Source organism: Candidatus Oscillochloris fontis, assembly GCF_004138135.1.
In the GTDB taxonomy this organism is placed as follows: domain Bacteria; phylum Chloroflexota; class Chloroflexia; order Chloroflexales; family Chloroflexaceae; genus Oscillochloris; species Oscillochloris fontis.
The window spans coordinates 33,702-57,329 of record NZ_RYFD01000027.1 but is presented as its reverse complement, the minus strand read 5'-3'; the positions used below and the strand labels follow the sequence as shown (position 1 = coordinate 57,329).

Here is a 23,628-nt window from a genome sequence, read left to right as displayed (position 1 = left end):
CTCAAGTAAGAGCATGGCATGAGGAGTATACAACTGTATGATGGATTCATCTTACACCGTCTTGGATCTATTCTCTGGAGCAGGAGGTCTGTCTCTTGGTTTTCAAAGAGTTGGATTTAAGATAATACAAGCGGTTGACAATTCCAAACCAGCAATTAGTACTTATAACTATAATCTAGGTTCTCATATAGAAAATCTAGATCTATCACAGGATTACCAATTTCCACATGTAGATGTTGTTATCGGTGGCCCTCCTTGCCAAGGGTTTTCTTCAGCGGGATTGCGAAAAATTAATGATGCTAGAAACAGTTTAGTCGAAAGATTTTCTCGGATTATCGCAGAATTAAAACCTCGTGCATTCATATTTGAAAATGTAGAAGGATTTTTAACATCAGAGCATGGAAATAAGGTTGTAGATTTACTAGATCCTCTTATAGAGGTGGGATATAAAATTCATCTCCGAAAAGTTAACGCTGCGAATTTTGGAGTGCCTCAACACCGAAAACGGGTTATTGCAATTGGTGGGTTAGGGTGGTCGCCATCGTTCCCAGAGTATACCCATACAGCTTATGGTGCGCCGGGAGCACACCTAGCTTCTCAAGAATTGCCATTGACCCCTTCTGTGATGGAGGCTCTAGCAGATCTCCCCGCTGCTAGTACTTCTGCTCCAGGCATAGTACAAGGGCATTTTTTTCGTAAACTTGAGGGGTTAGAATTAAAACGTGCTCTGTCATTAGCTCCAGGTCAAAGCATGAAAGATCTCCCAGAAGAGTTGCAGCATGAGAGTTTCCGACGCCGTGCTTTTCGCCGAGTAAAGGATGGTACCCCATCAGAGAAACGCGGAGGTGCACCATCAGGAGTGAAGCGGCTAAAACCTAATCAACCTTCAAAAGCCGTTACTGGTGGGATGCAAGGAGAATTTTTGCATCCTTTAGAGCATAGGCCGCTTACGATTCGAGAATGTGCTAGATTACAAACCTTTCCTGATGACTTCCTATTTTTTGGAAGTATAGCTGATCAAATGCAATTAATAGGCAATGCTGTTCCACCATTAATGAGTGAAATCATAGCTAGAAGTTTATTTGCTGATCTGCAAAAATATATGTTTAAATCAGATCTTTTTATAGAAGGGGAGATTTTAAGTTTTGTTCCAACTCTCTCTTCTGGTTTTAGCCCTGCTCTTAAACAAGTAATTGCTTTAGTGAAGCAGCGATATTTCAAGCAACCAATCATAGAAAGGCTACCTTTATGGGATTAACTGCGCAACAGCGAGCACTTATCACAAAGGCACGAACAGGAGGGGGAAGTGATCTTGCTGTATCGCTTGATGATGCGGTGTGCTGTTATCTGTTAGCGACAATTGTCAAAGACCTCAACTTAGAAGAGGAATTTCGTGATATTCCTCTAAATGTTGCTCCCTTTTTTGGATCCAAAAGCTTTCAAAATTTAAAGCTAGCCGGAGTAGCGTTCGAAAGTTTTTTTGAAAGGCTTATTGCAATAAAGACAGATGTTGATACATATTTTTTCTGTCTAGCTACTCTTCATAAAGCTCGATTAAAGTATGAAAGAATTCTTCAATCTCAGGCTATTCCTACTGTAGATCAGGTAGGGCCTCGTGGTCTGTTACAGTATGGAACGTTAAGCCCTTCCGCTCTCATTGCACTATTGTTTTGGCGCAAGTGGATGTACGATATTGATAATAGATCCGCTCAAGAAACAGGATATGTCTTTGAGCCAATTATTGCCTATGCAATAGGAGGTGTTCCTTATAGCGCAAAGAAGAGTCCAATAAAACGAGGTGGACAAGGAACAGCGGGTAGACAAGTTGATTGTATTATTAACAAGAAAGCTTATGAATTTAAGATTCGTGTTACTATTGCTGCTTCGGGTCAAGGTAGATGGGGAGAAGAACTCGAATTTCCAAGGGATTGTCAGTCGAGTGGTTATACACCTATATTAGTTGTACTTGATCCTACTCCAAATATGAAATTAGAAGAATTGAGTAGAGCATTTATATCAGTTGGTGGATCTGCGTATATCGGTGAACAAGCTTGGAAACATCTATCAGAAATAGCAGGGCCAACTATGTTTAGGTTTCTAGAACTCTATGTTCATGACCCATTATCAACTTTGGTGAAGGAAAGCCCAGAGCAATTGCCAAGCCTAACTTTAAGAATTGAGTCAGGTAAAATTGTCATGGAAGTAGGTAAGGAGTACATTTATATACAAAGAAATACTCCTGAGGAAATCCCCTCTACTGAAGATGGACTACCTGAAGATATTGAAGAGAGTGGCCCGACACCAGCCTCAGTCTAGCAAAGCTACTAGCCTCGTATCACCATCACATCCCCCCCTCCCCGCTCAGCCGCGCTGCGTAGTTGCGGTATGGCTCGACCCAGACGCCGTCGTCTACCGCTGAGAGCACGAGGCTGGTGCAGATCTTCGGTACGAGGTATTCGCAGCGCTCCAGGGGCGTCGCGGTGATGATCTGGAGGCCAAATTGCTGGAAGAGATCTAGGGTGGCACCGATGCGATCCTGATCCATCTTCGAGAAGGCTTCGTCGAAGGCGACGAGGCGGATGGTGGGGCGGTTCTGGCGCTCACCGATGTGGTAGAGTTGCACGAAGGAGGCCGCAATCGTCAGGTAGAAGGGGGTCTGGGTCTCGCCGCCGGAGGTCTGGCCCATGATGCGGCTCAGGCGCGAGACTTGGCCGTTGGGGTGGGTGATTTCGATGTCGTAGTTGAGGTAGCGGCGGTAATCAACCAGGCGCTCCTGCTCGCGCCGCTCGGCGTCCGACTGGGGAGTGCGGGTGAGCCGTGCATAGAATTCGTCGAAGGTGGTCTTGTGGCGCTGGTAGAAGTCGCTCGCGAAGAGCGAGCCACTACCGAGTAGTTGCGAGTCGTTGATCAGATCATAGAAGTGGCGTGCATCTTCAGAGGGTTGGGAGCGGAAGCGGTAGCGCTCGCCGTGGAAGGCGAGCCGTTCGAGTGCGTCGTTGATCCAATCCAGTTTGCTGCGGGCATGGATGATCTGCTCGCGCAGACGGTGGAGGACGTGTTCGCGCAGTTCTTCCTCGGCTTCATGCTGGGCCTGATCAATACGCTCGATATACTTGGGCAGTTCGGTCGCTTGTAACCGCTCAAGCTCGGTGGTATAGCGCCCTTCATCCACATTGCTCGGCAATGCCGCAAACTGGAAGCGCGTGTTGAAGGCGCTGGCCATCTCGATTAGGCGTTGGAGTTCGTTGTTGGCCCGCGATTCAAAGTTGGTGACGGTGCTCTCGGCGTTGCGCAGCGCCTCCGCCAGATCGCCCCGGGCAAGCCGTTCGGCCAAGCGCTCTTCGGCGGGGACGACGCGCTGCGGGTGGGCCACGCGCAGTTCCTCGGCCTTCTGTTCCGCCTCGGCGAGCCGGGTGGTGTTGCGCTGGATCTTCTCTTCCAACTGGGGTAGTTGGCTCTTCAAGCCTTCTTGGGCGCGGATTGCGGCCTGTTCAGCCTGTTGCTCGTGGTCGGCGAGTGTGCGCAGACGCGCAATCTCGGCCTCTAGCGCGGCTACCCCACTGGTGTCAAGTGCCTGCAACTCGGCCTGAGATTCCTGAATTTCGCTGCGCAACGGGCGCTCATCGAGGGGGGCATCGAGGCGCTGGCGTAGGTTGGAGAGGTTGCGCCCACGTTCAAGACGCTTCAGTTCGGCTTCAGCAGCGGCAAGTTGGGGAGTCAGTGCCAAGAGATCGGCGCGCACCGTATCCAGTTCGCGCTGGCGAATGTCGATCTGCGAACGCTGCGCCCGTTCCCCAATGAACCAGGGTTGGTAACGCTCCGGCGGGATGGCGCGTACTGTCCACTCGCTATAGACCAGCACCTCGGCGGTGATGGCGCGCCGATGGCGGCGCAGATCACGCGGGGCGGCACAGGTGATCACATCGCCCAGCAGGCTATCCACATACTTCTGGATGCGCTCGGCCTTCGCCCGCACCTGCTGGGCCAACGAGCCGGGTTGGGCCGGACGCGCCTCGTGCTGCACCTTGGCCAGATCGAGCAAGCCGACATCGTAGATCCGCTCGTTCGCCCGCGCACTGTCAAGCGTATCGAGGGCGCGTTCAAAATACTCCGGCGGCACAATGATGTTGAAGCGACGGGCACCGAGCATCGCCTCGACCGCATTCTGCCAACGCTCGTTGGGAATTTCGAGCAACTCGCACAGGAGCGGCGGGCGCTCGCCAACAATCGGGGTCAGCAGGTCGCGGAGGCGTTCGAGCGCCGGGGCGTAGGCCAAACGGCGGTTCTCACGCAGCCGCTTCAACTCCTGCTCCAAGGTTGTGGCGCGTTCCTCCCATGTGCGCTTGCGCAGCGTCAGTTCATAACGGCGCTCCTGGGTCGTCGGGAGCAAAGCATCGAGATCGACGACCGCCTGATCGAGCAGATCGGGCAGATCGGGGGCAGGCGGCACCTCCGGGGTGAGGCCACGGATCGCCGCGCACAACCCCACCACACTCGGCAGAGCCAGATCGCCCAGGGCGTCCGCCTCGCGCTGAAGATCCTCACGCAACACCTTGTAGACGTGGTGAATCTGATCGGCATCGCGGCGCAGGTGGGCGATACGCTTCTGCAACTCATCGCGGCGGCGCACCACATCCAGTTGGCCCAGGCGTTTGACCGCATCTTGCCACGCGGTCTCCGCGCCCTGGCGCGCCGCTGCGGCCTCGGTGCATGCCCGTTCCGCAGCGGCAATCCGCTGGAGCAGATCGGACCGCTGGGTCGCTAGGGTCGCCGCATACGAACGCGCATCCTCCAGCCGCAAAAAGGCCACCAGCAACAGGTACTCGGTATGCAGATCGCGCCGGTTACGCACCTCGGCCTGCTGGTTCTCAATCGCCTGCAAAGCGGCGATCTTCTCCTGCACCTCGCGAGCGGTCACCCGCAGTTGATCGAGCCGTTCGACCACCTTCTGCAACGCATCCACATCGAGCGGGCGGCCATCAAGGAGCCACTGTTCAACAAAGGTGTTGATGTTGCGGATCGGCTGGAAGGTGAGCGCACGCAGAAAGAGATCGAAGAAGCGCTCATGCAGACCGCCGAGGCGGTTGAGCAGATCGGCCTGATATTCACCCACCTGATCGTAGATGCGCATGCCGCGCCGCCCACGCTGAACAGCCCGCAGTTCGCGGCGCAGCAGCGGGCGACCCTCGACCACAAAGAGGCCCGGATCAATCGGTTCAAGCAGAATGAAGAAGGTGCGCTCCGGGGTCTGGCCATCAGTCGCCTCGATACACACCCCTAGCGTGATCTGGGTCTGGGCGTGGGTAAACTCTAGCGCAATATAGGCCACGGTATTGCCGGGGCGCAGGTAGCGATTCTCGCCGATCTTGCCGCGCACGTAGCTATCCAGGGTGCGCGCCGAGCGTTCTTGGGCCGAGCTGTTATAGCGAATGCGCTGCTGATCAGCGATCAACACAAACTGAAGCGCATCGAGCACCGATGACTTGCCCGATCCATTATGTCCAGCGAGATAGAGGCCATCCTGCACATCAATCAGGTGGTGATTGAAGCGGTGCCAGTTATGGAGGAAGATGCGCGACAAGGCCAGCACACCATTAGGCTTCATCCTGCAGCTCCCATGCTTTTATACCTCGTTGCCCGATTCGATAGCACTCAGGATGGGAACAAGGCTCGCTTTTAGTTGCGGAAGTTCCTCAATGATTGTTTTCCAGATAATCTGTAGATTGATAGCAAAATACCCATGAACGATGACATTCCGCATCCCAATCATCAGTGACCAAGGTACTAGCGCATACTTGCACGGGCGTTCTAATTGTGGTATACATGGTTTTATGACGCAGACGCTCTCCACACGAACCGTATGCTGCAAGCTGTCGCTTGACGCTGATGCCGCAGCCGCTCTTCAAGCCACGGCTGAAGCGTTCAACGCGGCAGCTACCTACTGCGCATCGGTCGCGTGGGAGGAGCGCATCACCAACAAAAACACGCTGCACCACATCGTCTACGTTCCCACCCGCGTCCAGTACGGGCTGGGGGCGCAACTGGCCTGTTGCGCCAGGGACAAGGCGGCTGAAGCGGTGCGAGCGGTGCGGGCGCATGGTTCGGACACATGTCCTACCTTTAAGCCGGATAGCGCGATCCGCTACGACGCACGCACCTACCGCCTGATGAGCCTCGACCGCGTGAGCCTGAACACCCTGACGGGGCGGGTCATGGGTCAACTGGTGTTGGGCGATTTTCAGCGACGCTACCTGTACGACACGAGTTGGAAGATTGGCGGGGCGGAGCTTGTGCAGCGGGACAGGCAGTTCTTCTTGCACATCACGCAGACCAAGGCCAACCCCGCGCCCGACGAGCCGACCGGCTTCCTGGGGGTTGATTTCGGCATCGTCAACCTTGCCGCCGATAGTGATGGTGAGACGTATAGCGGCGAGGATGTGAAGCGGGTTCGTGAACGGCGTTTCCGCCACCGTCAGCGACTTCAGAAAGCCAACACGCGTCGCGCCCGCTGGCGGTTGCGGAAGAACGCCCGCCGTGAGGCGCGTTTTCAGCGGGATGCGAATCACTGCATCAGCAAGAAGCTGGTGGCAAAAGCGAAGACGGAACGGAAGGCACTTGCGCTTGAAGAGTTGAGCCATATCCGCAAGCGCACAGACAATGGTTGTAGACGTTCGCAGCGTCGTCTTCGCACTAGTTGGGCTTTTCGGCAGTTGCGGAGCTTTGTCACCTACAAGGCGCAGCAAGCGGGCGTACTGGTGATTGCGGTAGATCCGCACAACACCAGCCGTACCTGTGCCGTGTGTGGTCACTGCGAGAAAGCCAACCGTCCCAATCAAGCCCATTTTCGTTGCCTCTCTTGCGGCCATACGGCTGCCGCTGACACGAACGCTGCCGTGAATATCGCCTTTCGGGCCGCACGTCAGACGGCCTATGGTGCTGCGCCACCTTTGGGTGGAGGAGCGAGCACAAGCCCAACAGCTTCAGCGTTGGGTATCTGACAATGGCACAACCTCACGAAGTATCCGCTCACCAATCAACGGTTTCAAATCGGGGCGATGCACCAGATCAACCGGCAGGTGGAGCAAATCAGAGAGAGTCTGTTGCAATTCTACATACGCTAATAGCCCTGGAATCTGATCAAATTCCACGAGCACGTCTAGGTCACTGGTGGCGGTTTGTTCATTGCGAACATAAGAACCAAATAGACCGAGCGATTTGATGTGATAGCGATGCTTGATCGCGGGCAGATGGTGCTGGAGCAGGTCTTTCACTTGCGCAATATCCATCACTGGTCGGGGGAGCATTGAAGACTCCTCTCACGCCTTATATATCTGTGTTTCAATTATAGGCCAAATGTCAAACCTTAAAACCTTTGCGCCTTAGCGTCAACATCACATCTCCCCCTCCTCCTCGCCCCGCCCACGCTCATACTCGCGCAGCCGCTCGGCCAGCGCAGTGATTCCCGCAGCCGGCACGATAATCTCCAGCGTGGGCAGTAGCTCGATCAGTTGTTCAGCCTGACCCGTGCGGATCGCACCGCCACCGGCGACACGCACCAGTTTGAGCGTCTGAAAGGTGCGCAACGCATCGGCCAGACTCGACCGTTTACGTACCTGTTGGCCGGGGAAGAACTCGGCATAGCGGCGCGCCACCTCACCGGTCTCGATCACCGGGTAGCGCGTCAGGATCACCTCCAGACGTTCGCGCTTCTCGGCATAGATCAGGCGCAAAAGCAGCAGCCAGATTGTCATCTCGCGGCTAAAGCGGCGGCGGTGCGCACCATCACGATGCACCACATGAAAGACCCCCACCTGCTCAGCGAAGCGCAACTCCCACCCCACCACCGCCAGATAATCGGCCACCAACTCACGGCGGCGGATGAGGAAGGCGTAGATCGAGCGATCCGCCTCATCTTCGCGCCAGATCAGGCCATCAGCAAGCAAGCGGCGCAGCGCATGGGCAAACTGGGCCTGTTCGGAACTAGCGAGTTGGCTATATTCTTGCGCAAACTGGAGCAGACTCATGAGCGTCGAATCATAAAATCGCGGAATCCAATTCCATCAGTTTCAACCCAAGCCCCATCGGGAAGATCCTCAACCCGATAGCCCAACGCACCATCACCATACTGGCGCAGGTAGATCAAGAGCGGCAGATTATCCGCGTCGGGATGCGCACACGCCCCCACCCGCACCTCGTTCTGCGCACCCAGCAGGTGTTGGGCATACCGCCGCACCCGTTCACGGCTGATACTGCGCTGAAGTTGTTCGAGCGTGCGCTGCTGCGCCGCCGCAATCGCCTGCGCCGAGGGCTGCACAATTGGTACGGGCACAGAGACAAACGGCGTCGCAGTGCGCCCCGGCGCAGCCAGCGATTCAGCATCGGGCCAGCTCAGCGCGAAGAGATCAATCCTCGCATCCAGATCATCATGCAGTTCCGCATCCGAATCAGCCAAGAGATGCGACAAGATCGCATGCAATTGGCCACTCGTGGTCGTACTCGCCGTCAATTGGAGTTCAATGGTGCGCACCGCCGAATCGACAAACTGACTATGACGCACATCAATCGCTTGCAGCAGATAATCGAGCAGTTCAAACTGATCGCGAATCTCGCGGATCTGCTCGTGCAGACGCGCCGCCGCTGCTTCAACACTCGGATCGAGGCCACTCGCACGCAGACTCTGCGCAATCTGAAGCAGTTGCTGATCGGTAGAGAGCTGCGTCAACGCCTCCAACACACCGGGCCGAAAGCGCGAAACATGGTCGGTGGTACGCAACTGATGATACGCCTTATCCATAACCTCGCCGTGATAGAGCGTAAAGACCTGCTCCAACACATCACGCGCCTGCAACTGGCGTAGCACCTGCTCAATATGCACACCGATATTGTGCTGAAGCTCTTTGAGGCCACTCATCAGGCTGGCCGTTTGGCGATGCGCCTCTGGCAGCGAGATATGCGCATTGCCCTCGCGCAACGAGGTTTGAAGCAGACTATAGATCGAAAAGATCAGCCCCTGGATAGGCAGCGGCTCATCAGAAGCAATCTCGTGGAAGACATTCAGCAGGCGGAAGGCATAATCGGGCAACGTATAGGACTGCGTAAAATCGCTCTGGGTCTCGATCCGCAACCACCCCGAACGCGCCAAATAGCGCAGAATCGCCCCGGCGCGCGCATTCAGCGGATCATCATCGGGCGGAGGAGATTCCTCCTCGGCATCCTGGGTCGCAGCGAGACCATCCTCAAGCACCAACAACGTCTCAGCCACGAGATGCAGCGCCAGATCACGCGAGAGTGGCTGCTGATGGCGACGGGTCTCCGCAAAGATCGCCAGCAGCACCCCCGCATAGACCGCCGCCCCCGGTGAGGCGAGGGGCTTAAAGAGGTGGGGCGGGATGGTAGTGAAGAGCGGCATGAACTAGATTGTACTACAGTTCGCCTGGTTTTAGATCACCAAACCAACGCTCAAACGTTGTATTATAGAAGGCCCAAACCGCCAGATTGCTCACCCGCCAATCGGCACGAAACGCATGCTGGGGACAGCCGTTCAGGCAGCGATAGCAGCGAATACACGCATCGCCCAGCGTTGGGTAGGGTTGCAGGCTGATAGTGTGAGTCGGGCACTCGTAGACACACCACTGGCATTGCGTACACAGAGCAGGATCAACATTGGGTTCCGGCAACGTCCGGCGCAAGAACGCATCCGTACTGATCGCCGCCACCAGATCATAGAAACCTCGTCCCGGTGTCAATACATCGGGGCGGTTCACGGCGATAGGGCCGGGGCGGTTCGCGGCGACATGCTCCATGACAGCGGTGGCAAAGTGTTGGGCGTGGGCCAGATCTTCGGCATTCGGGCGATCCGGCATGCGGCCATACAGACAGGGGGCTGGGTGGTGCGACACGCCCCGGACGAGTACGCCACCCACCACATCAACCGCTTTGCGTTGCAGCAGGTGGGCCAGATCGTAGAGTACGCGGCCAGGCGCACCGCCGGATGTCGCAAAGACGAAGGCACGCTTCTTATGCAACATTGGCAGGTTCTGGAGGAAGGTCTTGATCGGCGTAGGGGCTTGGCTAGAGAAACATGGTGTTCCTATCCCCAGCAGATCGCATGCGACAACATCCTGAGCAGACGCCTTCTTCAACGAAACCAACCGTGTGGTATGCCCCGCACCACGAAACACCTCAGCCATCGCCTGGGCAACCCGGCGGGTATTCCCGGTCTGCGAGAAGTAGATCAGCGTGATATTCATGGGGGCCTCCAGCATAGATACGACATGGATCACGAGAAGCCGAGTTTTCTGGTTCAGTGATGCGTCTATCGGAAACCCGCATCGCCTTACGCAGCGTGGAGCAACGCTTCTTGAATGCTTGGGGCAAAATCAACTGGAATGAAATACCCTTGGGGATACAAATAATCCTCACCGGATTCATCAATCACCCGCAACAAGTGCTGTGTTTCGGCACGATCATCCGGGAGCACTTGATAAATCTTCCGTCGCTCAAGAGCAACGGGATACTCGGTATTTTCAATACAAATAACAAAGCGCAGTTCAGGCTGTTCGTTTATCATCGAAACCTCCTTAATCAAACAGGTACTTGATTTTTACTTCCCTGCGACCTAAGCCCTTCGAGCAGTACATCACGAGAACATATCATAATCGTTAAGATTGGGTGCAACCGCAGTAATATACTTCTGTGCGTCTAATTCTTGAGACAATTTACTATTAAGCGGATTGATCTGAAGCGCACGTTCGAGACAATATTTTCGCTCTGGTTGCGTTTTTACAAGCAGCGACAACCATAACCAGCCAAGTTCGTATGATGGATCAGCTTCGCACACCGCTTTGATCAAGAGACCGGCAGCACGGCCAACCATCCCTTGATTATAGGATTCCACGGCACTTGCGGTTACATTAATCGCACGGGATCGCTGGTAGCGTTGCTGTGTTGATCCATGAAACGCTGTCGGATAGGGTACTACTTCATTTTTGAGGATGAACGCAACCCGTAGTGCGCCGCGTTGAAGGGTAACCGATTGCAGGGCTATATGTGATTCATCGGTGCTATTCGCATGTTTCGTTACTGTGTCGATCTGGATAGGAAGTTGGATGATTGGCTTGGAGAATAACTGCTGTACGAGGATATTTACTGCGGAGGTGGCAACTTTCTCGATAAGTTCCGCTCCTTGGATACGCACAACTCCCTCGCCTATTTGAACAAAAAGCTGTCCATCTTGCACCGTAAATGACACTTGGACTTCTGCAACCAGTGGTGCTCGACGCTCCGTAAGAGCTTTGTTCCAGACCTTTACTTGAAATCTACTCAAAACCGAGATAAAGAGTATCGCTTTATCTGATTGTATCTCTAATCGAATATCTTTACCCAGAAACGATACGCCAAGGCTCGTGAAATGAAAAACTTGATCAGTAAAATTCTCGGCGGTGTATGCTTCTAGCGCAACTTGGAGCATGGTTTGCGAGAGGACAATGACGATATCGTCGTGCATATACGAATCACTTTACTATATTACGAGGAAAAAATTATCCTGGCTTCTTAGGAATGTGTCTATCTCGCTGTTAATAGCGTGATAGTCGCGAAGAATCTCACCCTCTACCAACTGTGATCGTATAGCCTCCTGGCCATAGAGCAAAAAGGCTAATTCTGGCATAACATAATGAATAAATGCCAGTACTTGTGGCCAATTGAGCGCCAGTGGGTTTTGCGTCACAGAGACCTTACCGGCATTGATCAGTGTGGCAACACCGTGAGCCAACAAAAGTTGCCGCCTGAGTTTCAATGAGGAGTCCAACGGTGTTGCTTCGGTAAGGGTCTTTCCCTCACTGAGTGATTCAATAACATTTCCAAGTCTGATGATGATTTCTGTGACCATCACGGCTATTGAACTAGCCATAAAGTGACGGAAATCATAACCGCTACGGTACATTTGCCGAGCGACCTCGCCTATTGTGTACTGTTTATTGCCGATGGTTCCGAATTGAAGAAACAAGAGCAGGGGCGTTAAGGGGGCAAACCCGAGAGCGGCACCGGCACCAATGCCGCCCGTTGCGGCGAGGGCTTCATTGATTCCCTGGTCGTCTGATGTCACCCGTAACGGATCAGAGACTGCTGAACTAGCTTCTATGACCAACTTCTCGATGGGCTTGAGCGAATCGATATTCTTGTAGATTGGTTCTTGCCACATGCCGTTACTCCTTCAGAGCTATCTGATAATAAATTCAGTTCACTGTAGCCACATGAAATATACACTTCAACTATTACCAAGGCAAGTAACTTATTTTGGCATGTTACCAACTCCTATTCAACATCGGCGGCACGAACGTTCTTGCGCCACCCAACAAGATCATACGGCCTCTATATTTTAGCTAGATAGAGGCCGTAGATGCTGCTATAGAACGGTATAGCCCGATCATCAGTTCATTCAGGTGCTGGAGTTTCTCCCCCAACAAACTCATCGCGACAGGTAACTATTCACACTTGGGGTAAAAGAAACCCCATCATCACCGAGTAGGGGCGAAGCATCGCCCTTCCAACCTCGTTCGGGTTCCCCTAGCACATGGAGGGCGATGCTTCGCCCCTACACAATGATGTGGCCCTACCCCGTTTCTCCCTCCAACAGACTCATCGCGACAGCAATATCGGCGGGTGGGCCACTATATGGCCACGATGTAGCCAATACATCAACCCCGGTCGCTGCGTAGGCGGCGATATTGGTCGCATTCAGCCCACCCCCACCTGTGCTACACTAGTGACCATGCGCACCATGATCCGCACCACAATCGAACGCCTCACCCCCTACCCTCTGGCTCTCCAGGGGGTTGTTGCGCTGGTGTTGATCATGACCCCGCTGAGTGGCTTGAGCCTGCCCCATGTCGGTAGTTCCCACTATTGGGCCATGTGCCTGCTGGTCGCGCTGCACCTCCTCGCGACACTCACCCTGCCCGCACGCCGTATGCCGCGTTGGGGCCAGATGTTCTATCTCAGCCTTCAGGTTGGGGGCACGGCACTCGCTCAGATGCTCTTTCCTACGCCTCTATTTGATTATGTCTACCTCGTAATTGTCCTGCAAGCCCTGGTGCTCTTCACCCCCTGGCTGGCGCTGATCTTCGCCCTTGGCGTGTGGGCTGTCTGGAGTGGCGGGGTGATGATGGCCACCGCCAGTGCGCTTGCGTGGGTGCAGAGCAATCTCACGCTCGCCTTCCCGGCTACCTGCGCTATCATCGCCGCTACGATCTACCTGCGCCAGCACCGCCGCAGTGAGCAGGCGCAGCAGATGCTTCAGCAGATGCAGCAACGCTACGATAGCCTCTCGACTGCGCTGCGCGAGATGCAACAGATTGTAGCCCTCGAAGAGCGGCAACGCTTGGCCCAGATGATTACCTCTGAGGTGCAAGCGGCCCTAGCACGTACCGAGCAGAGTATTGCCACCACACTCGGTCAGGCGCAGCATAATCTGGCGTGGTTGCAGAGCGCAATTACCCAGACCCGTGATGCGGCGGGGACTGCGGTGGAACGCCTGCGCAGTGCGATCACGATGTTGCGCCGGAGTGAGGAGCTTGAACAGCCGCCCCGCGCACCGATCTTTGCCCTCCATTTCACGACTCCCTTCGATGAGTTGATCATTACCTCGCACTCCTACCGCATCCTCAATTGGGTGTTGCCGCTGATCTTTGTTGCGCTCTCGTTGTTGGTGACGCTGACCCAACATGCATTTACGTCCGAACTTATCCAGGGTTTGTTGCTGCTTGATGCCTTGCTCCTCCTGGCCTATATCTATACCCAGCGCGCACGCCACCCGCTCTTGCTTCAGATTGGCCTCACCGGTCAGACCTTAGCGGTGGTGGCGTTGGCGATCATGACTCAGGCGCTGCCGATTATGCTGGGGCTGTTGCTGGTGCTCTGGCAGATCGCGCTGCGTTTGCCGTTGGCTCAGATCATGCTCTTTCTGACTACGGCTTCATCCCTGGTGGGCCTGCTGCTGGTGCGCACTCAATCCCTGGCCCTCGATGCCACAAGCCTCCTGATCGCAGCCGTTGCGGCGGTGACGGTGCTGGGGCCGCTCTTGTTGGCCCGGCGACAGCTCGAACATCGCCACCAAGCTGAGTTGCGCGCTGCGCTTCTGGCGAGTGAGATTGAGCAACAGACCGCCCAAAACCGCTCGCTGGCCGTTGCTGCCGAGCGTTCGCGCTTGGCCCGTGAGTTCCACGATGATCTGGGATCGCGCCTCATGTTGATCAATCTGCAACTTCAGTTGGCCGAGGAGTTGATCAACGAGAGTTCGGATGAAGCACTGGCCCAACTCCAGGCCAGCCGCGACCAACTGCATGCAGCGTGGCGCAGTGTGCTGGCAGTGGCGGATGCGGAGTTGCCGCTCACTGGGGCGAATCTGCGTAACGCCCTCGAAGATCTGGTGGCGCAATCGCGCCAGGGAACCGCCGGAGAGGTGCGCTTGACGATCCACGCCAAGGTTGAAGATCTGAGTCCGCCGCTGGCCTGTACGATCTATCGCACCGTGCAGGAGGGGCTGACAAACGCATGGAAGCACGCTCGCCCCACGCAGATTACGATTGAGGTGCTTGAATCTGAGGCCCAGATCAGCGTGACGATCTGGAATGATACCCAGCCGGGAACGAGCATTTCTGATCATGAAGCCCGCTGCGGGAGCTATGGCCTCGTGGGGCTGCGTGAGCGCGCCGATGCCTTGCGCGGATCATGTGAAGCGGGACCGCTGGCTGAAGGCGGCTTTCGTCTGCGGCTGGTTCTACCAGTTGAGAGGGCACGCCATGAGTGAGAAGAAGATCCGGGTGCTGATTGTTGATGACCAAGCCCTGATCCGTACCGGTATTCAAACGTTGCTTAACCGCAAGGCCGATATGGAGGTGGTGGGGCAGGCCGCCGATGGTGCCGAGGCGCTGCGGATGGTTGCCACCCACAACCCCGATGTGGTGCTGATGGATGTGATGATGCCCGGCATGGATGGGGTTGAAGCTACCCGTCGCCTGTTGGCTTCGGGTGCCCAGGCAGCGGTGATCATCCTCACCACCTTCCGCGATGATGCATATGTCTTTCGGGGAATCGCCGCTGGTGCCCGTGGCTACCTGCTCAAGGACGTAGACCACCGCGCCCTCGCCGATGCCATCCGCACCGTCGCCGCTGGGGGTGCCTTGCTCAACCCGGAGATTACCGCCCAGATCTTGCCCTACCTCGGTCGTTTGGCCGACCAACCATCAGACCTGACTCCCCCACCGACCGCCTCCCCGCCCCCCGCACGCGCCGAACTCCTGACTGAGCGCGAACGCAGTATCCTTCAGATGTTGGCCAAGGGGTGCTCGAATCAGGAGATTAGCGATGCGTTGATCATTAGTGTCGGAACGGTGAAGAATCATATTAGTAGTATCCTTGGTAAGTTGGATGTGCGTGACCGTACCCAGGCCGCGCTCTGGGCAATCCAGAATCTTACCTGATACCCTATTCCGGGAAGTTTGAAGCTTCCCGAAAGCTCAAGAACCCGCCGATCCCCTTGCAGCCCCTTGCGCATCCCTCTATACTGTAGTGGGCCGCACTTCCACGAGTTGCAAACTCAAAGCAAGACCGCGTTCATCATTGTGATGAACTGTGTGCTGAGTACGAACCGTAGATACGGCCACCTGATAGGTCTGAGACAACCGAAGATCTGACCGGTGTATAGAAGAAGAGCGGACAGCAGCATGAGTGGAAGCAATTCACTAGAACATTCCAGTAGTGATCCCAGCTCCGATATGCGCACGAGCGCATTGTTACGGATCGCTTCGGTGATCGAGACGGCTGCGACGCTGGATGAGTTGCTTCTTCTTGGTCAGATAGAATTTGCCCAACTCCTCACTATTGCCTTCAGTGGTGTGCTCTTTGTGAGTGAAGATGGGGTGAGTGCGCGGCTGGTGAATGCTCATCCCCCGCGTGTCAACCTGCCCCCGGCGATTGATTTGGCCGAAGCACCGCTCTTACTCCAGGCGATCAGTGAACGGCGGGTGGTACAGATTACCAATATTCACGCGACCCCGCTGGTAGAAGTGCAGAGTGAAGCGGCGCACCTGCTCATGCAACTGCTTGATCAGGAGCATCTCTGCTCACTCCTCCTCTTGCCATTGGTGGCGCAGGATCGGGTCATCGGGCTGATCATCTTTGCGACGGTGGATCAGACACGCCACTTCAGCGAGCGCGAGGTGGCCCTGGCGCGACTGATGGCGGGGCAACTGGCAGCGGCGATCACCTCGTTCCGCATCACCGAGCAAGCCGAACGGCGTACCTCTGAACTGGGTACCCTGAATGAGATCTCGGCAGCGGTGACCTCTTCTCTCAATGCGCGTGACATCTACCATCTGGTGATGGAGAAACTGAACGAGTATTTTCAGGTTGATGCTGGTTCGCTCTTGATGATCGATCCCGAAACCGATGAACTGGTCTTTGTGATGACCCTGGAGGCGGGGGAGGAGAAGCTGTTTGGGGTGCGCGTGCCACAGGGCCAGGGTATTGTGGGCCTCGTCGCACAGACACAACGCTACGCGATCATCCATGATGCGCAGCAAGATCCGCGCTTCTACGCCAAGGTGAGCGAGTCGGTCAATTATGTCGTCCATACGATCCTGTGTGTGCCGATTATTGTTAAGGCGCGCACGATTGGAGTGATCGAGCTGCTCAACAAGCGCGATGGAGTCTTTACCGAGCAGGAGGCCGACCGGCTGATGCGTATGGCGGCCACGATTGGTGTAGCGTTGGAGAATGCCCATCTCTTCCAAGAGGTGACGACGGTGCGGGATCGCTTTGAAGCCATCCTCAATTCGACCAACGATGGCATTCTGATGGCCGATATGCATGGGACGGTGGTGACGGCCAACCCAATGGCGGCACAACTCTTTGGTTGTGGTAAAGAACTATTGATCGGTCGGCCCTTCAGTGAATTGCTGGCCGAACTGAAGTCCCGTGCGCATGCGGTGAGTAGCCCCTCGTGGCTGAATGATCAGAACGGTAGTGAACAGGTGGTTGATGTGGAATTGCCGCCCTCACGCTTCATTCGCCACTATACGCTGCCAGTACGCGAGGCGAATGGGGCCGAGATGGGGCGACTAGCACTGTTCCAAGACATCTCGAAGGAGCGCGAACTGGCCCAACTGCGCGAGGATTATACCGGTATGCTCGTGCATGATCTGCGTGCCCCGCTGACTGCGATTATGAACGGGATTATGATGGTGAAGCGCGGCTTGGGTGGGCCGATCTCCGAGCAACAACAAGAGTTGTTGTCCATTGCACATCAGGGTAGCCAAGCGATGTTGGAGATGGTGAATACGCTGCTCGATATCTCGAAGATGGAGCAGGGTCACATGGCCTTGGATGTTGAGCAGATCTCGCCCTATGCCCTCGTGGATCAGCCCTTAGACCGCTTAGTCGCCTCGGCCCGTAACCATAAAGTGTTCTTAGAACAACACCTGGCCCTCGATTTACCCCTGATCGAAGCAGATCGGGATAAACTGGTGCGGGTGCTCCAGAATTTATTAGATAATGCGATTAAGTTCTCTCCAACTGGTAAGACCGTAACCTTGGGAGGGGCGGTGTTGGAGATGAGTGATGATGTGTGGAGTAATCCGCACGTCCTCCCGATCCCGCTTGAAGTCCCGCCGTTACACCACGGTAAGTGGCTGATCTTCTGGGTGCAAGACCAAGGGCCAGGTATTCCGGTGCAGTATCACGAACGTATCTTTGAGAAGTTTGGCCAGGTGCGCGGGCGTAAGGTACGTGGTACAGGGCTTGGATTAACGTTTTGTAAGCTGGCGATTGAGTCGCATGGCGGGAAGATCTGGTTGCAGAGTGCCGAGGGCGTGGGAAGCATCTTTGCGTTTGCGTTGCCAATTACCACCAATCTTAGGGGGTAAGAAGTAGAGACGGCCCGGCGGGCCGTCTTCCGGGATGAGACAGCCCACCGGGCCGTCTCTACCCCCTACCCCTCAAGATTCTCATGCACCCGACCCTGTTCGGGGTAACCATAGCGCACCCAGCCGCGCTTGATCGCATAGATCACCGCCATGGTACGGTCATTCACCTGAAGCTTAGAGAGAATTGAAGTGATGTGGTTCTTGACCGTCTGCCCGCTGATATTCAGTTCATTGGCAATTTCTTTGTTGGAGAGGCCACGGGCAATACAATCGAGGATCTCAATCTCACGGCTGGTAAGCGGGGCGAAGAGCACACTCGTCTGCTCATCCTCGGTAGCAGCTAGTTCGCGGAACTGATGCAGGACACGGGTGGCCACATTTGGCTTGGCGAGAACGGAATCATTGATCAGATAGCGACCAGCCGCAACAGTACGAATGTAATAGAGCAGATCTTCGGGATTGACATCCTTCGAGGAATAGGCCGCCGCGCCAACCTTGATCGCCTGAAAGAGTTGATCGTCATCCTCATAGACACTCAGGACAACAATCCCGATGCGCGGGTCGCGGCGTTTGATCACCCGCGCCACCTCAAGGCCATTAAGGCCGGGGAGGTTAATATCCACCAGCACCACATCAGGGCTAAGGCGTTCGGTAAGCTTGATCGCCTCCTGCCCATTTTCGGCCTCACCGACCACTTCCATATCGGGAGCATCTTCCAAACTCCAACGAATACCCTGACGGAAGAGCGGGTGATCGTCAATAATCAGCACCTTGATTTTTGCACTTGTGGGCATAATCCATCTCACAATCATCGCCGTACCAGTGGCATCGTCACTGTGACCTCAGTACCGTGGCCAGGACGGGTCGTTACTACAAACTGCGCCCCCACCAACTCAGCCCGTTCGCGCATACTGGTTAAGCCCCAACTCTCACGGCCAGCGCGACGGGCCACCGCACGGGTATCGAAGCCCGGCCCCTCATCACGCACCGTTAAATGGAGTTGTCCATTGCGCGCACTGATGACTACATGAACGGGAGCACCACGTGCATGTTTGTGAGCATTTTGGAGTGCTTCTTGGACAATTCGATAGAGAACAATCTCCGTTTCGTTAGCGAGACGTGGTAGCGGATCGGCCTCAAACGTCACCTGAGCACTTACTGTATCGTGGTAACGGCGGACATACTCGGTGAGGGCACCATGTAACCCCTGTTCATCGAGCTTGCCGGGGCGCAGATCGGCGATGAAGCGCCGCACCTCGCGCAGACCCTCGCGGGCAGCTTCACTCAACTGGAGGAGTATTTCGGCCAGCCGTTCCATGCGCTGAGACTTGAGCAGATTTTGGCAATGTTCGAGACCCATCAACGCATTCGCCAAAACTTGGGCGGGGCCATCATGCACCTCACGGGCGAGGCGTGAGCGTTCATCCTCACGACCCATCACCACCTGCGAGCGCAGCGCCTGTACCCACGGGTCATCGGGTTCGTTCTCAGTATCGCCATTGAGGGTGGTGCTACTCATATCAATCTGGCGGATAAGCAGATCGAGTTGGCGCAAGGCGCGCCGCCCAGCCACATACTCGCGGTTGAGCAGATCATGCTCACTACGTAATTGCTGTTCGCGTTCAGCCAGCGCAGCGGCATTGGTCAAACCACGCTCAGCCGCAAAACGCAGTTGCATACTGGCCTCATCAAGCAGCCGCGCCGATTGACGCAGATCGGCCTCAACTTTGGCATGGCGCTGCTGTGCCACCTGATGCAGTTCGCGGAGGCGCGTCAACTGCTCGGCAATGATCGCATGGGCGGCATCGAGCAGCGCTGATGGCTCGGCGCTCATGGGGATCTCTCCGTCTTCTTGATCTATGGTTCGCCCTGTTGGGCAAGTATAGCATAGCGTTTAGGCAGGCGGCAAGGTGGGCATCACAGCCGCTCCCCCCCTCACAAGGCTCCTCAAAATTATGGTATAATCAGCCAACCATATTATCAGAACGCCAGGCTGCGCCGGCCTGTGCGCGATTACCGAAGGAGACACTCCTGTGGCGCTTGAAAAAGATGAGAAGGGTTCGATTATCGGTGACTATCAGGTACACAGTACCGATACCGGCTCCCCTGAGGTTCAGGTAGCGCTGTTGACCGAACGAATTAACCAGTTGATTGACCACCTGCGCACCCATATTCACGATCATCACTCCCGGCGTGGTCTGTTGAAGCTTGTTGGCCGTCGTCGCCGCCTGCTAAACTACTTGCAGAGCCGTGACAAGGATCGCTACCGTAGCGTCATCGAGCGTCTCGGTCTGCGCCGCTAACATTGGATCATATGCCCAGCAACTGCGGATGATGCAAGAGCACTGGCGAATGCTGTCGCCGGTGCTCTTGCGCGTTTGAGCATCCCATCTGCTATTGAGCTTCCGGGAAGCTAGGCATCAGGGTCGGAGGGTGAACGTTCGGGATTGGAGCGTGCAAAGAGTGACCCGCTGTTTGTAGGCTCCAGTGCCGAACTCCCCTCCGACAACGGCCAGACGACATGGGTCGCTGGCCCGGCCATACTGGCCGAACATTGTGCTATGTGGAGGATTGTATTCAGATGACCGAGCATCAAGTCTATACGGTCAGCGCCGAGATCGCTGGCCGAACTCTCACCCTGGAAGCAGGCCGGTTTGCCGAGCAGGCCGATGGTGCCGTAACGGTACGCTATGGCGATACCGTCCTGCTGGCCACGGTAGTCGCGGCGAAGGAGCCGCGTGAGGGTATTGATTTCTTCCCGCTCACGGTGGATTATGAGGAGCGGATGTATTCGGCGGGGAAGATCCCTGGCAACTTCTTTAAGCGTGAGGGCCGCCCAACCACAACCGCGATCCTCACCTCGCGCCTCACCGACCGCCCGCTGCGCCCACTCTTCCCCAAAGGCTACTACAACGAAGTCCAGGTGATCATCACCACCTTCTCGATTGATATGGTCAATGACCCCGGCCCTATGGCGATCATTGGGGCCTCGGCGGCACTGGCGATTAGCGACATCCCGTTCAAGGGGCCAGTCGGTGCCGTGCAGATGACCCACCTCGATGGCGCACTGGCCGCCAATCCGCCTATGTCTGAATTGGAGCGCAGCCGCCTCGATCTGGTGGTGGCGGGAACCAAGGACGCGGTGTTGATGGTTGAGGCGGGAGCCTATGAACTGACCGAAGATGAGATGCTCGATGCGGTCATGCAGGGGCATGCCGTCTGTAAGCAGCTCTGTGAGTTGCAAGAAGAACTCGTGCGCTTATGTGGCAAGCCCAAGCGGGAGTTTGTGCCCCCGGCGATTGATACCTCCTTGGAGGAGACGATTAGTTCGTGGATGGGCAAGCGCCTGCGCGAGGCCGTGCGCAGCAAGAGCAAGCAGGAGCGCGAGGAGCGCACTGCGGCGCTTAAGGCCGAGGTGGTGGCCCACTTTAGCGCCGATGAGCCTGAAGAGGAACTGCCCACCCGGATTAAGGATGTCAGTAAGGCGTTTGAGAAGTTGCTCAAAGAGGAAGTCCGCAACGCGATCCTGGATGAAGGTATCCGCGTTGATGGCCGTGCTACCACCGAGATCCGTCCGATTAGTGTGGATGTTGGGGTGATCCCGCGTGTCCACGGTACTGGCCTCTTCCATCGTGGCCAGACTCAGGTTCTGACGGTGACGACGCTCGGTTCGCCCGGTGAGGAGCAGCGCCTTGATGATCTGGGTATCGAGACCAGCAAGCGCTATATCCATCACTATAACTTCCCGCCCTTCAGCACCGGCGAAGCCAAGCGCATGGGGTCGCCGCGCCGCCGCGATATTGGCCACGGTGCCCTCGCCGAGCGCTCGCTCTATGCCGTTCTGCCCTCCCTAGAGGAGTTCCCCTATACCATGCGCCTCGTCTCTGAGGTGCTCTCGTCCAATGGCTCTTCCTCGATGGCCTCCGTCTGTGGCTCCTCGCTCAGCCTGATGGACGCCGGTGTGCCGATTAAGCGCCCCGTCGCCGGTGTCGCCATGGGTCTGATCACCGACCCCGATGGCCGCTGGACGGTACTCACCGACATTCAGGGGCTTGAAGATGCCCTGGGTGATATGGACTTCAAGGTTGCCGGTACCTCCGAGGGTATTACCGGCCTCCAGATGGACATTAAGACCACTGGTATTACCTACGACATCATGCGCCAAGCCTTCGCCCAGGCTCGTGATGGCCGCCTCTTCATCCTCAATAAGATGAGTACGGCGATCAGCAGCCCGCGTGCGGAGCTTTCTTCCTTCGCACCGCGTATCATCACCATGCAGATCCCGGTCGAGAAGATCGGTGCCCTGATTGGGCCGGGTGGGAAGACGATCCGCAGCATCATTGAGGCCACTGGTGCCCAGATTGATGTCGAGGACGATGGGCGCGTCTTCATCGCTACCGCCGATGGTGAGGCGTCGAAGAAGGCCGTCGCAATGGTCGAGGGGCTTACCCGCGAAGCCAAGATCGGCGATGTCTTCCTTGGGAAGGTCGTTAGCATCAAGCCCTTCGGTGCCTTCATCAACATTATGCCCGGTAAGGACGGGATGGTGCATATCTCCGAACTGTCCGAGAACCGGATCGAGAATGTTGAGGATGTCATTCAGCTCGGCGATGAGATCAATGTCATGGTGATTGATGTTGACCGCATGAGTGGCAAGATTAGCCTCAGCCGCCGCGCCATCCTGACTGGCGAGTCGGCGGATGATCGCAAGGCGGCGGGTGCTGCTCCACGTTCGCGTGAGGGCGGCCCGCCGCGTGATCGGGGTGAGCGTAGCGACCGTGGTGACCGTGGCGACCGCCCGCGTCCGCGCCGACGCGATTAAAGATGTGGAAGGCGCAGCAGACCAAGTCTGCTGCGCCTTTTGTATCACTATGCAACACTTCCTCGATTTTGGCGGTACTGGCCCAACCATGGCGCTGGCCCCCGCCAATGGCTTCCCCCCCGAAGCCTACCGTCCACTCGCAACCGCCCTCAGTACCCAACTACACGTCATCGGCTACCGCCCACGCCCGCTCTGGCCGGGTAGTGTCCCTGCCGAGGTGACTTCGTGGCGCGATCTGGCCGTGGATCTGCTCAGCGATCTGCACGCCCGGAGCGATGGCCCCTTCATCGCAGCAGGTCACTCGCTGGGGGGCATTCTGAGCCTCTATGCCGCTGTCCACCAACCCGAACGCTTCCGGGGGGTGGTGCTGATTGACCCAGTGGTGATGCCACGCCACATGCTCCCCCTGCTCTGGGCGCTACGCCAGATCGGCCAACACCACCGCTCACCCCTCGCCCAAGGTGCTGCCCGTCGCCGCGACCGCTTCACCAGTACGCATGAGGCGCGCTCGCGCTATACCGGGCGCGGCATCTTTGCCGACCTTGACGCCGCTGCGTTGGAGGGCTACCTGGATGGTGGCCTCAAACCCGATGGCGACGGGGTAACGCTGGCATGGCCGAAAGCCTGGGAAGCGCACATCTTTAGTCTGGTGCCGGTGGATACCTGGCACGCCCTCGAATCCCTGCGCTTGCCGCTGCTGATCATCCGTGGGCGGCGCTCCGACCTCATGGTTGACCGCTCTTGGCACCAACTCCAGCGCCGATTCCCCCAAGCGCGGTTCGTTGAATTGGATGGCGGACATATGGTACCGCTTGAACAACCTGCCGCGATGGCACACGCCATTCAGCAGTGGGTGATTGATCATCATCTAGCCTAACGGAG

Annotated in this window: 20 protein-coding genes; 9 read left to right on the top strand and 11 right to left on the bottom strand. The window is 56.3% G+C overall.

The features are described from left to right. Positions 1-37 precede the first annotated feature (37 nt). The gene (locus EKD03_RS11415; RefSeq protein ID WP_129630683.1) at positions 38-1,258 is read left to right on the top strand and encodes a DNA cytosine methyltransferase; all 1,221 of its coding nucleotides are present in this window, start codon (positions 38-40) and stop codon (positions 1,256-1,258) included. Continuing rightward, the gene (locus tag EKD03_RS11410; protein WP_129630681.1) at positions 1,249-2,316 is read left to right on the top strand and encodes a restriction endonuclease; all 1,068 of its coding nucleotides are present in this window, start codon (positions 1,249-1,251) and stop codon (positions 2,314-2,316) included. The genes EKD03_RS11415 and EKD03_RS11410 overlap by 10 nt, the downstream gene beginning before the upstream one ends. Positions 2,317-2,341: 25 nt before the next feature. On the opposite strand, the gene EKD03_RS11405 is transcribed toward EKD03_RS11410, so the two are convergent. Both EKD03_RS11405 and EKD03_RS19105 read right to left on the bottom strand, forming a co-directional pair. Then, a complete protein-coding gene (locus EKD03_RS11405; RefSeq protein WP_129630679.1) occupies positions 2,342-5,605 on the bottom strand; it encodes an ATP-binding protein in 3,264 nt (1,087 codons plus the stop codon). Positions 5,606-5,623: 18 nt separating this feature from the next. Then, positions 5,624-5,851 carry a HepT-like ribonuclease domain-containing protein gene (locus EKD03_RS19105; protein WP_420808800.1) on the bottom strand — a complete coding sequence of 76 codons (228 nt, stop codon included), beginning with the start codon at positions 5,849-5,851 and terminating at the stop codon, positions 5,624-5,626. On the opposite strand from EKD03_RS19105, the gene EKD03_RS11395 reads away from it, so the two are divergent. Next, on the top strand, positions 5,832-6,998 hold the full coding sequence (locus tag EKD03_RS11395; protein WP_161569249.1) for an RNA-guided endonuclease InsQ/TnpB family protein: 1,167 nt from the start codon (positions 5,832-5,834) through the stop codon (positions 6,996-6,998). The genes EKD03_RS19105 and EKD03_RS11395 overlap by 20 nt on opposite strands. Here EKD03_RS11395 and EKD03_RS11390 read toward each other — a convergent pair. The 7 genes from EKD03_RS11390 to EKD03_RS11360 form a co-directional block, all read right to left on the bottom strand. Beyond that, positions 6,981-7,304, bottom strand: coding sequence for a nucleotidyltransferase family protein (locus EKD03_RS11390; protein ID WP_238613497.1), 324 nt, complete (start codon positions 7,302-7,304; stop codon positions 6,981-6,983). The two genes, EKD03_RS11395 and EKD03_RS11390, sit on opposite strands and share 18 nt — an antisense overlap. Positions 7,305-7,391: 87 nt before the next feature. Continuing rightward, a complete protein-coding gene (locus EKD03_RS11385) occupies positions 7,392-8,024 on the bottom strand; it encodes a DUF4194 domain-containing protein (RefSeq protein WP_129630673.1) in 633 nt (210 codons plus the stop codon). After that, a complete protein-coding gene (locus EKD03_RS11380; protein ID WP_129630672.1) occupies positions 8,021-9,409 on the bottom strand; it encodes a Wadjet anti-phage system protein JetA family protein in 1,389 nt (462 codons plus the stop codon). Before EKD03_RS11380 ends, EKD03_RS11385 begins: the two co-directional genes overlap by 4 nt. Positions 9,410-9,422: 13 nt before the next feature. Further along, positions 9,423-10,250 carry an EFR1 family ferrodoxin gene (locus tag EKD03_RS11375; RefSeq protein ID WP_161569248.1) on the bottom strand — a complete coding sequence of 276 codons (828 nt, stop codon included), beginning with the start codon at positions 10,248-10,250 and terminating at the stop codon, positions 9,423-9,425. An 86-nt stretch (positions 10,251-10,336) separates the two neighbouring features. Continuing rightward, positions 10,337-10,570, bottom strand: a complete 234-nt coding sequence (locus tag EKD03_RS11370; RefSeq protein ID WP_129630668.1) for a hypothetical protein — start codon at positions 10,568-10,570, stop codon at positions 10,337-10,339. A 69-nt stretch (positions 10,571-10,639) separates the two neighbouring features. Beyond that, on the bottom strand, positions 10,640-11,506 hold the full coding sequence (locus tag EKD03_RS11365; RefSeq protein WP_129630666.1) for a hypothetical protein: 867 nt from the start codon (positions 11,504-11,506) through the stop codon (positions 10,640-10,642). A gap of 15 nt (positions 11,507-11,521) precedes the next feature. Further along, positions 11,522-12,202: a hypothetical protein gene (locus EKD03_RS11360; RefSeq protein ID WP_129630664.1), complete on the bottom strand. Its 681-nt coding sequence runs from the start codon at positions 12,200-12,202 to the stop codon at positions 11,522-11,524. A gap of 579 nt (positions 12,203-12,781) precedes the next feature. On the opposite strand from EKD03_RS11360, the gene EKD03_RS11355 reads away from it, so the two are divergent. The 3 genes from EKD03_RS11355 (at position 12,782) to EKD03_RS11345 (ending at position 17,924) form a co-directional block, all read left to right on the top strand. Next, positions 12,782-14,809: a sensor histidine kinase gene (locus EKD03_RS11355; RefSeq protein WP_161569247.1), complete on the top strand. Its 2,028-nt coding sequence runs from the start codon at positions 12,782-12,784 to the stop codon at positions 14,807-14,809. Next, positions 14,802-15,482: a response regulator gene (locus tag EKD03_RS11350; RefSeq protein ID WP_129630660.1), complete on the top strand. Its 681-nt coding sequence runs from the start codon at positions 14,802-14,804 to the stop codon at positions 15,480-15,482. Before EKD03_RS11355 ends, EKD03_RS11350 begins: the two co-directional genes overlap by 8 nt. Positions 15,483-15,725: 243 nt before the next feature. After that, positions 15,726-17,924 (top strand): GAF domain-containing protein, encoded by a 2,199-nt coding sequence (locus EKD03_RS11345; protein ID WP_129630658.1) that lies wholly within the window; start codon positions 15,726-15,728, stop codon positions 17,922-17,924. Positions 17,925-17,989: 65 nt separating this feature from the next. Here EKD03_RS11345 and EKD03_RS11340 read toward each other — a convergent pair whose 3' ends face one another. Together EKD03_RS11340 and EKD03_RS11335 are read right to left on the bottom strand one after the other, a co-directional pair. Beyond that, positions 17,990-18,718: a response regulator gene (locus EKD03_RS11340; RefSeq protein ID WP_129630656.1), complete on the bottom strand. Its 729-nt coding sequence runs from the start codon at positions 18,716-18,718 to the stop codon at positions 17,990-17,992. Positions 18,719-18,732: 14 nt separating this feature from the next. Further along, positions 18,733-19,758, bottom strand: a complete 1,026-nt coding sequence (locus EKD03_RS11335; protein WP_129630654.1) for a sensor histidine kinase — start codon at positions 19,756-19,758, stop codon at positions 18,733-18,735. 199 nt (positions 19,759-19,957) lie between these two features. Here EKD03_RS11335 and rpsO point away from each other — a divergent pair, with 199 nt between their 5' ends. The 3 genes from rpsO (at position 19,958) to EKD03_RS11320 (ending at position 23,623) form a co-directional block, all read left to right on the top strand. Further along, positions 19,958-20,227, top strand: coding sequence for a 30S ribosomal protein S15 (gene rpsO / locus EKD03_RS11330; RefSeq protein ID WP_129630652.1), 270 nt, complete (start codon positions 19,958-19,960; stop codon positions 20,225-20,227). 278 nt (positions 20,228-20,505) lie between these two features. Further along, positions 20,506-22,746 (top strand): polyribonucleotide nucleotidyltransferase, encoded by a 2,241-nt coding sequence (gene pnp, locus EKD03_RS11325; protein WP_129630650.1) that lies wholly within the window; start codon positions 20,506-20,508, stop codon positions 22,744-22,746. Further along, positions 22,679-23,623, top strand: coding sequence for an alpha/beta fold hydrolase (locus tag EKD03_RS11320; RefSeq protein WP_238613496.1), 945 nt, complete (start codon positions 22,679-22,681; stop codon positions 23,621-23,623). Before pnp ends, EKD03_RS11320 begins: the two co-directional genes overlap by 68 nt. Positions 23,624-23,628 lie beyond the last annotated feature (5 nt).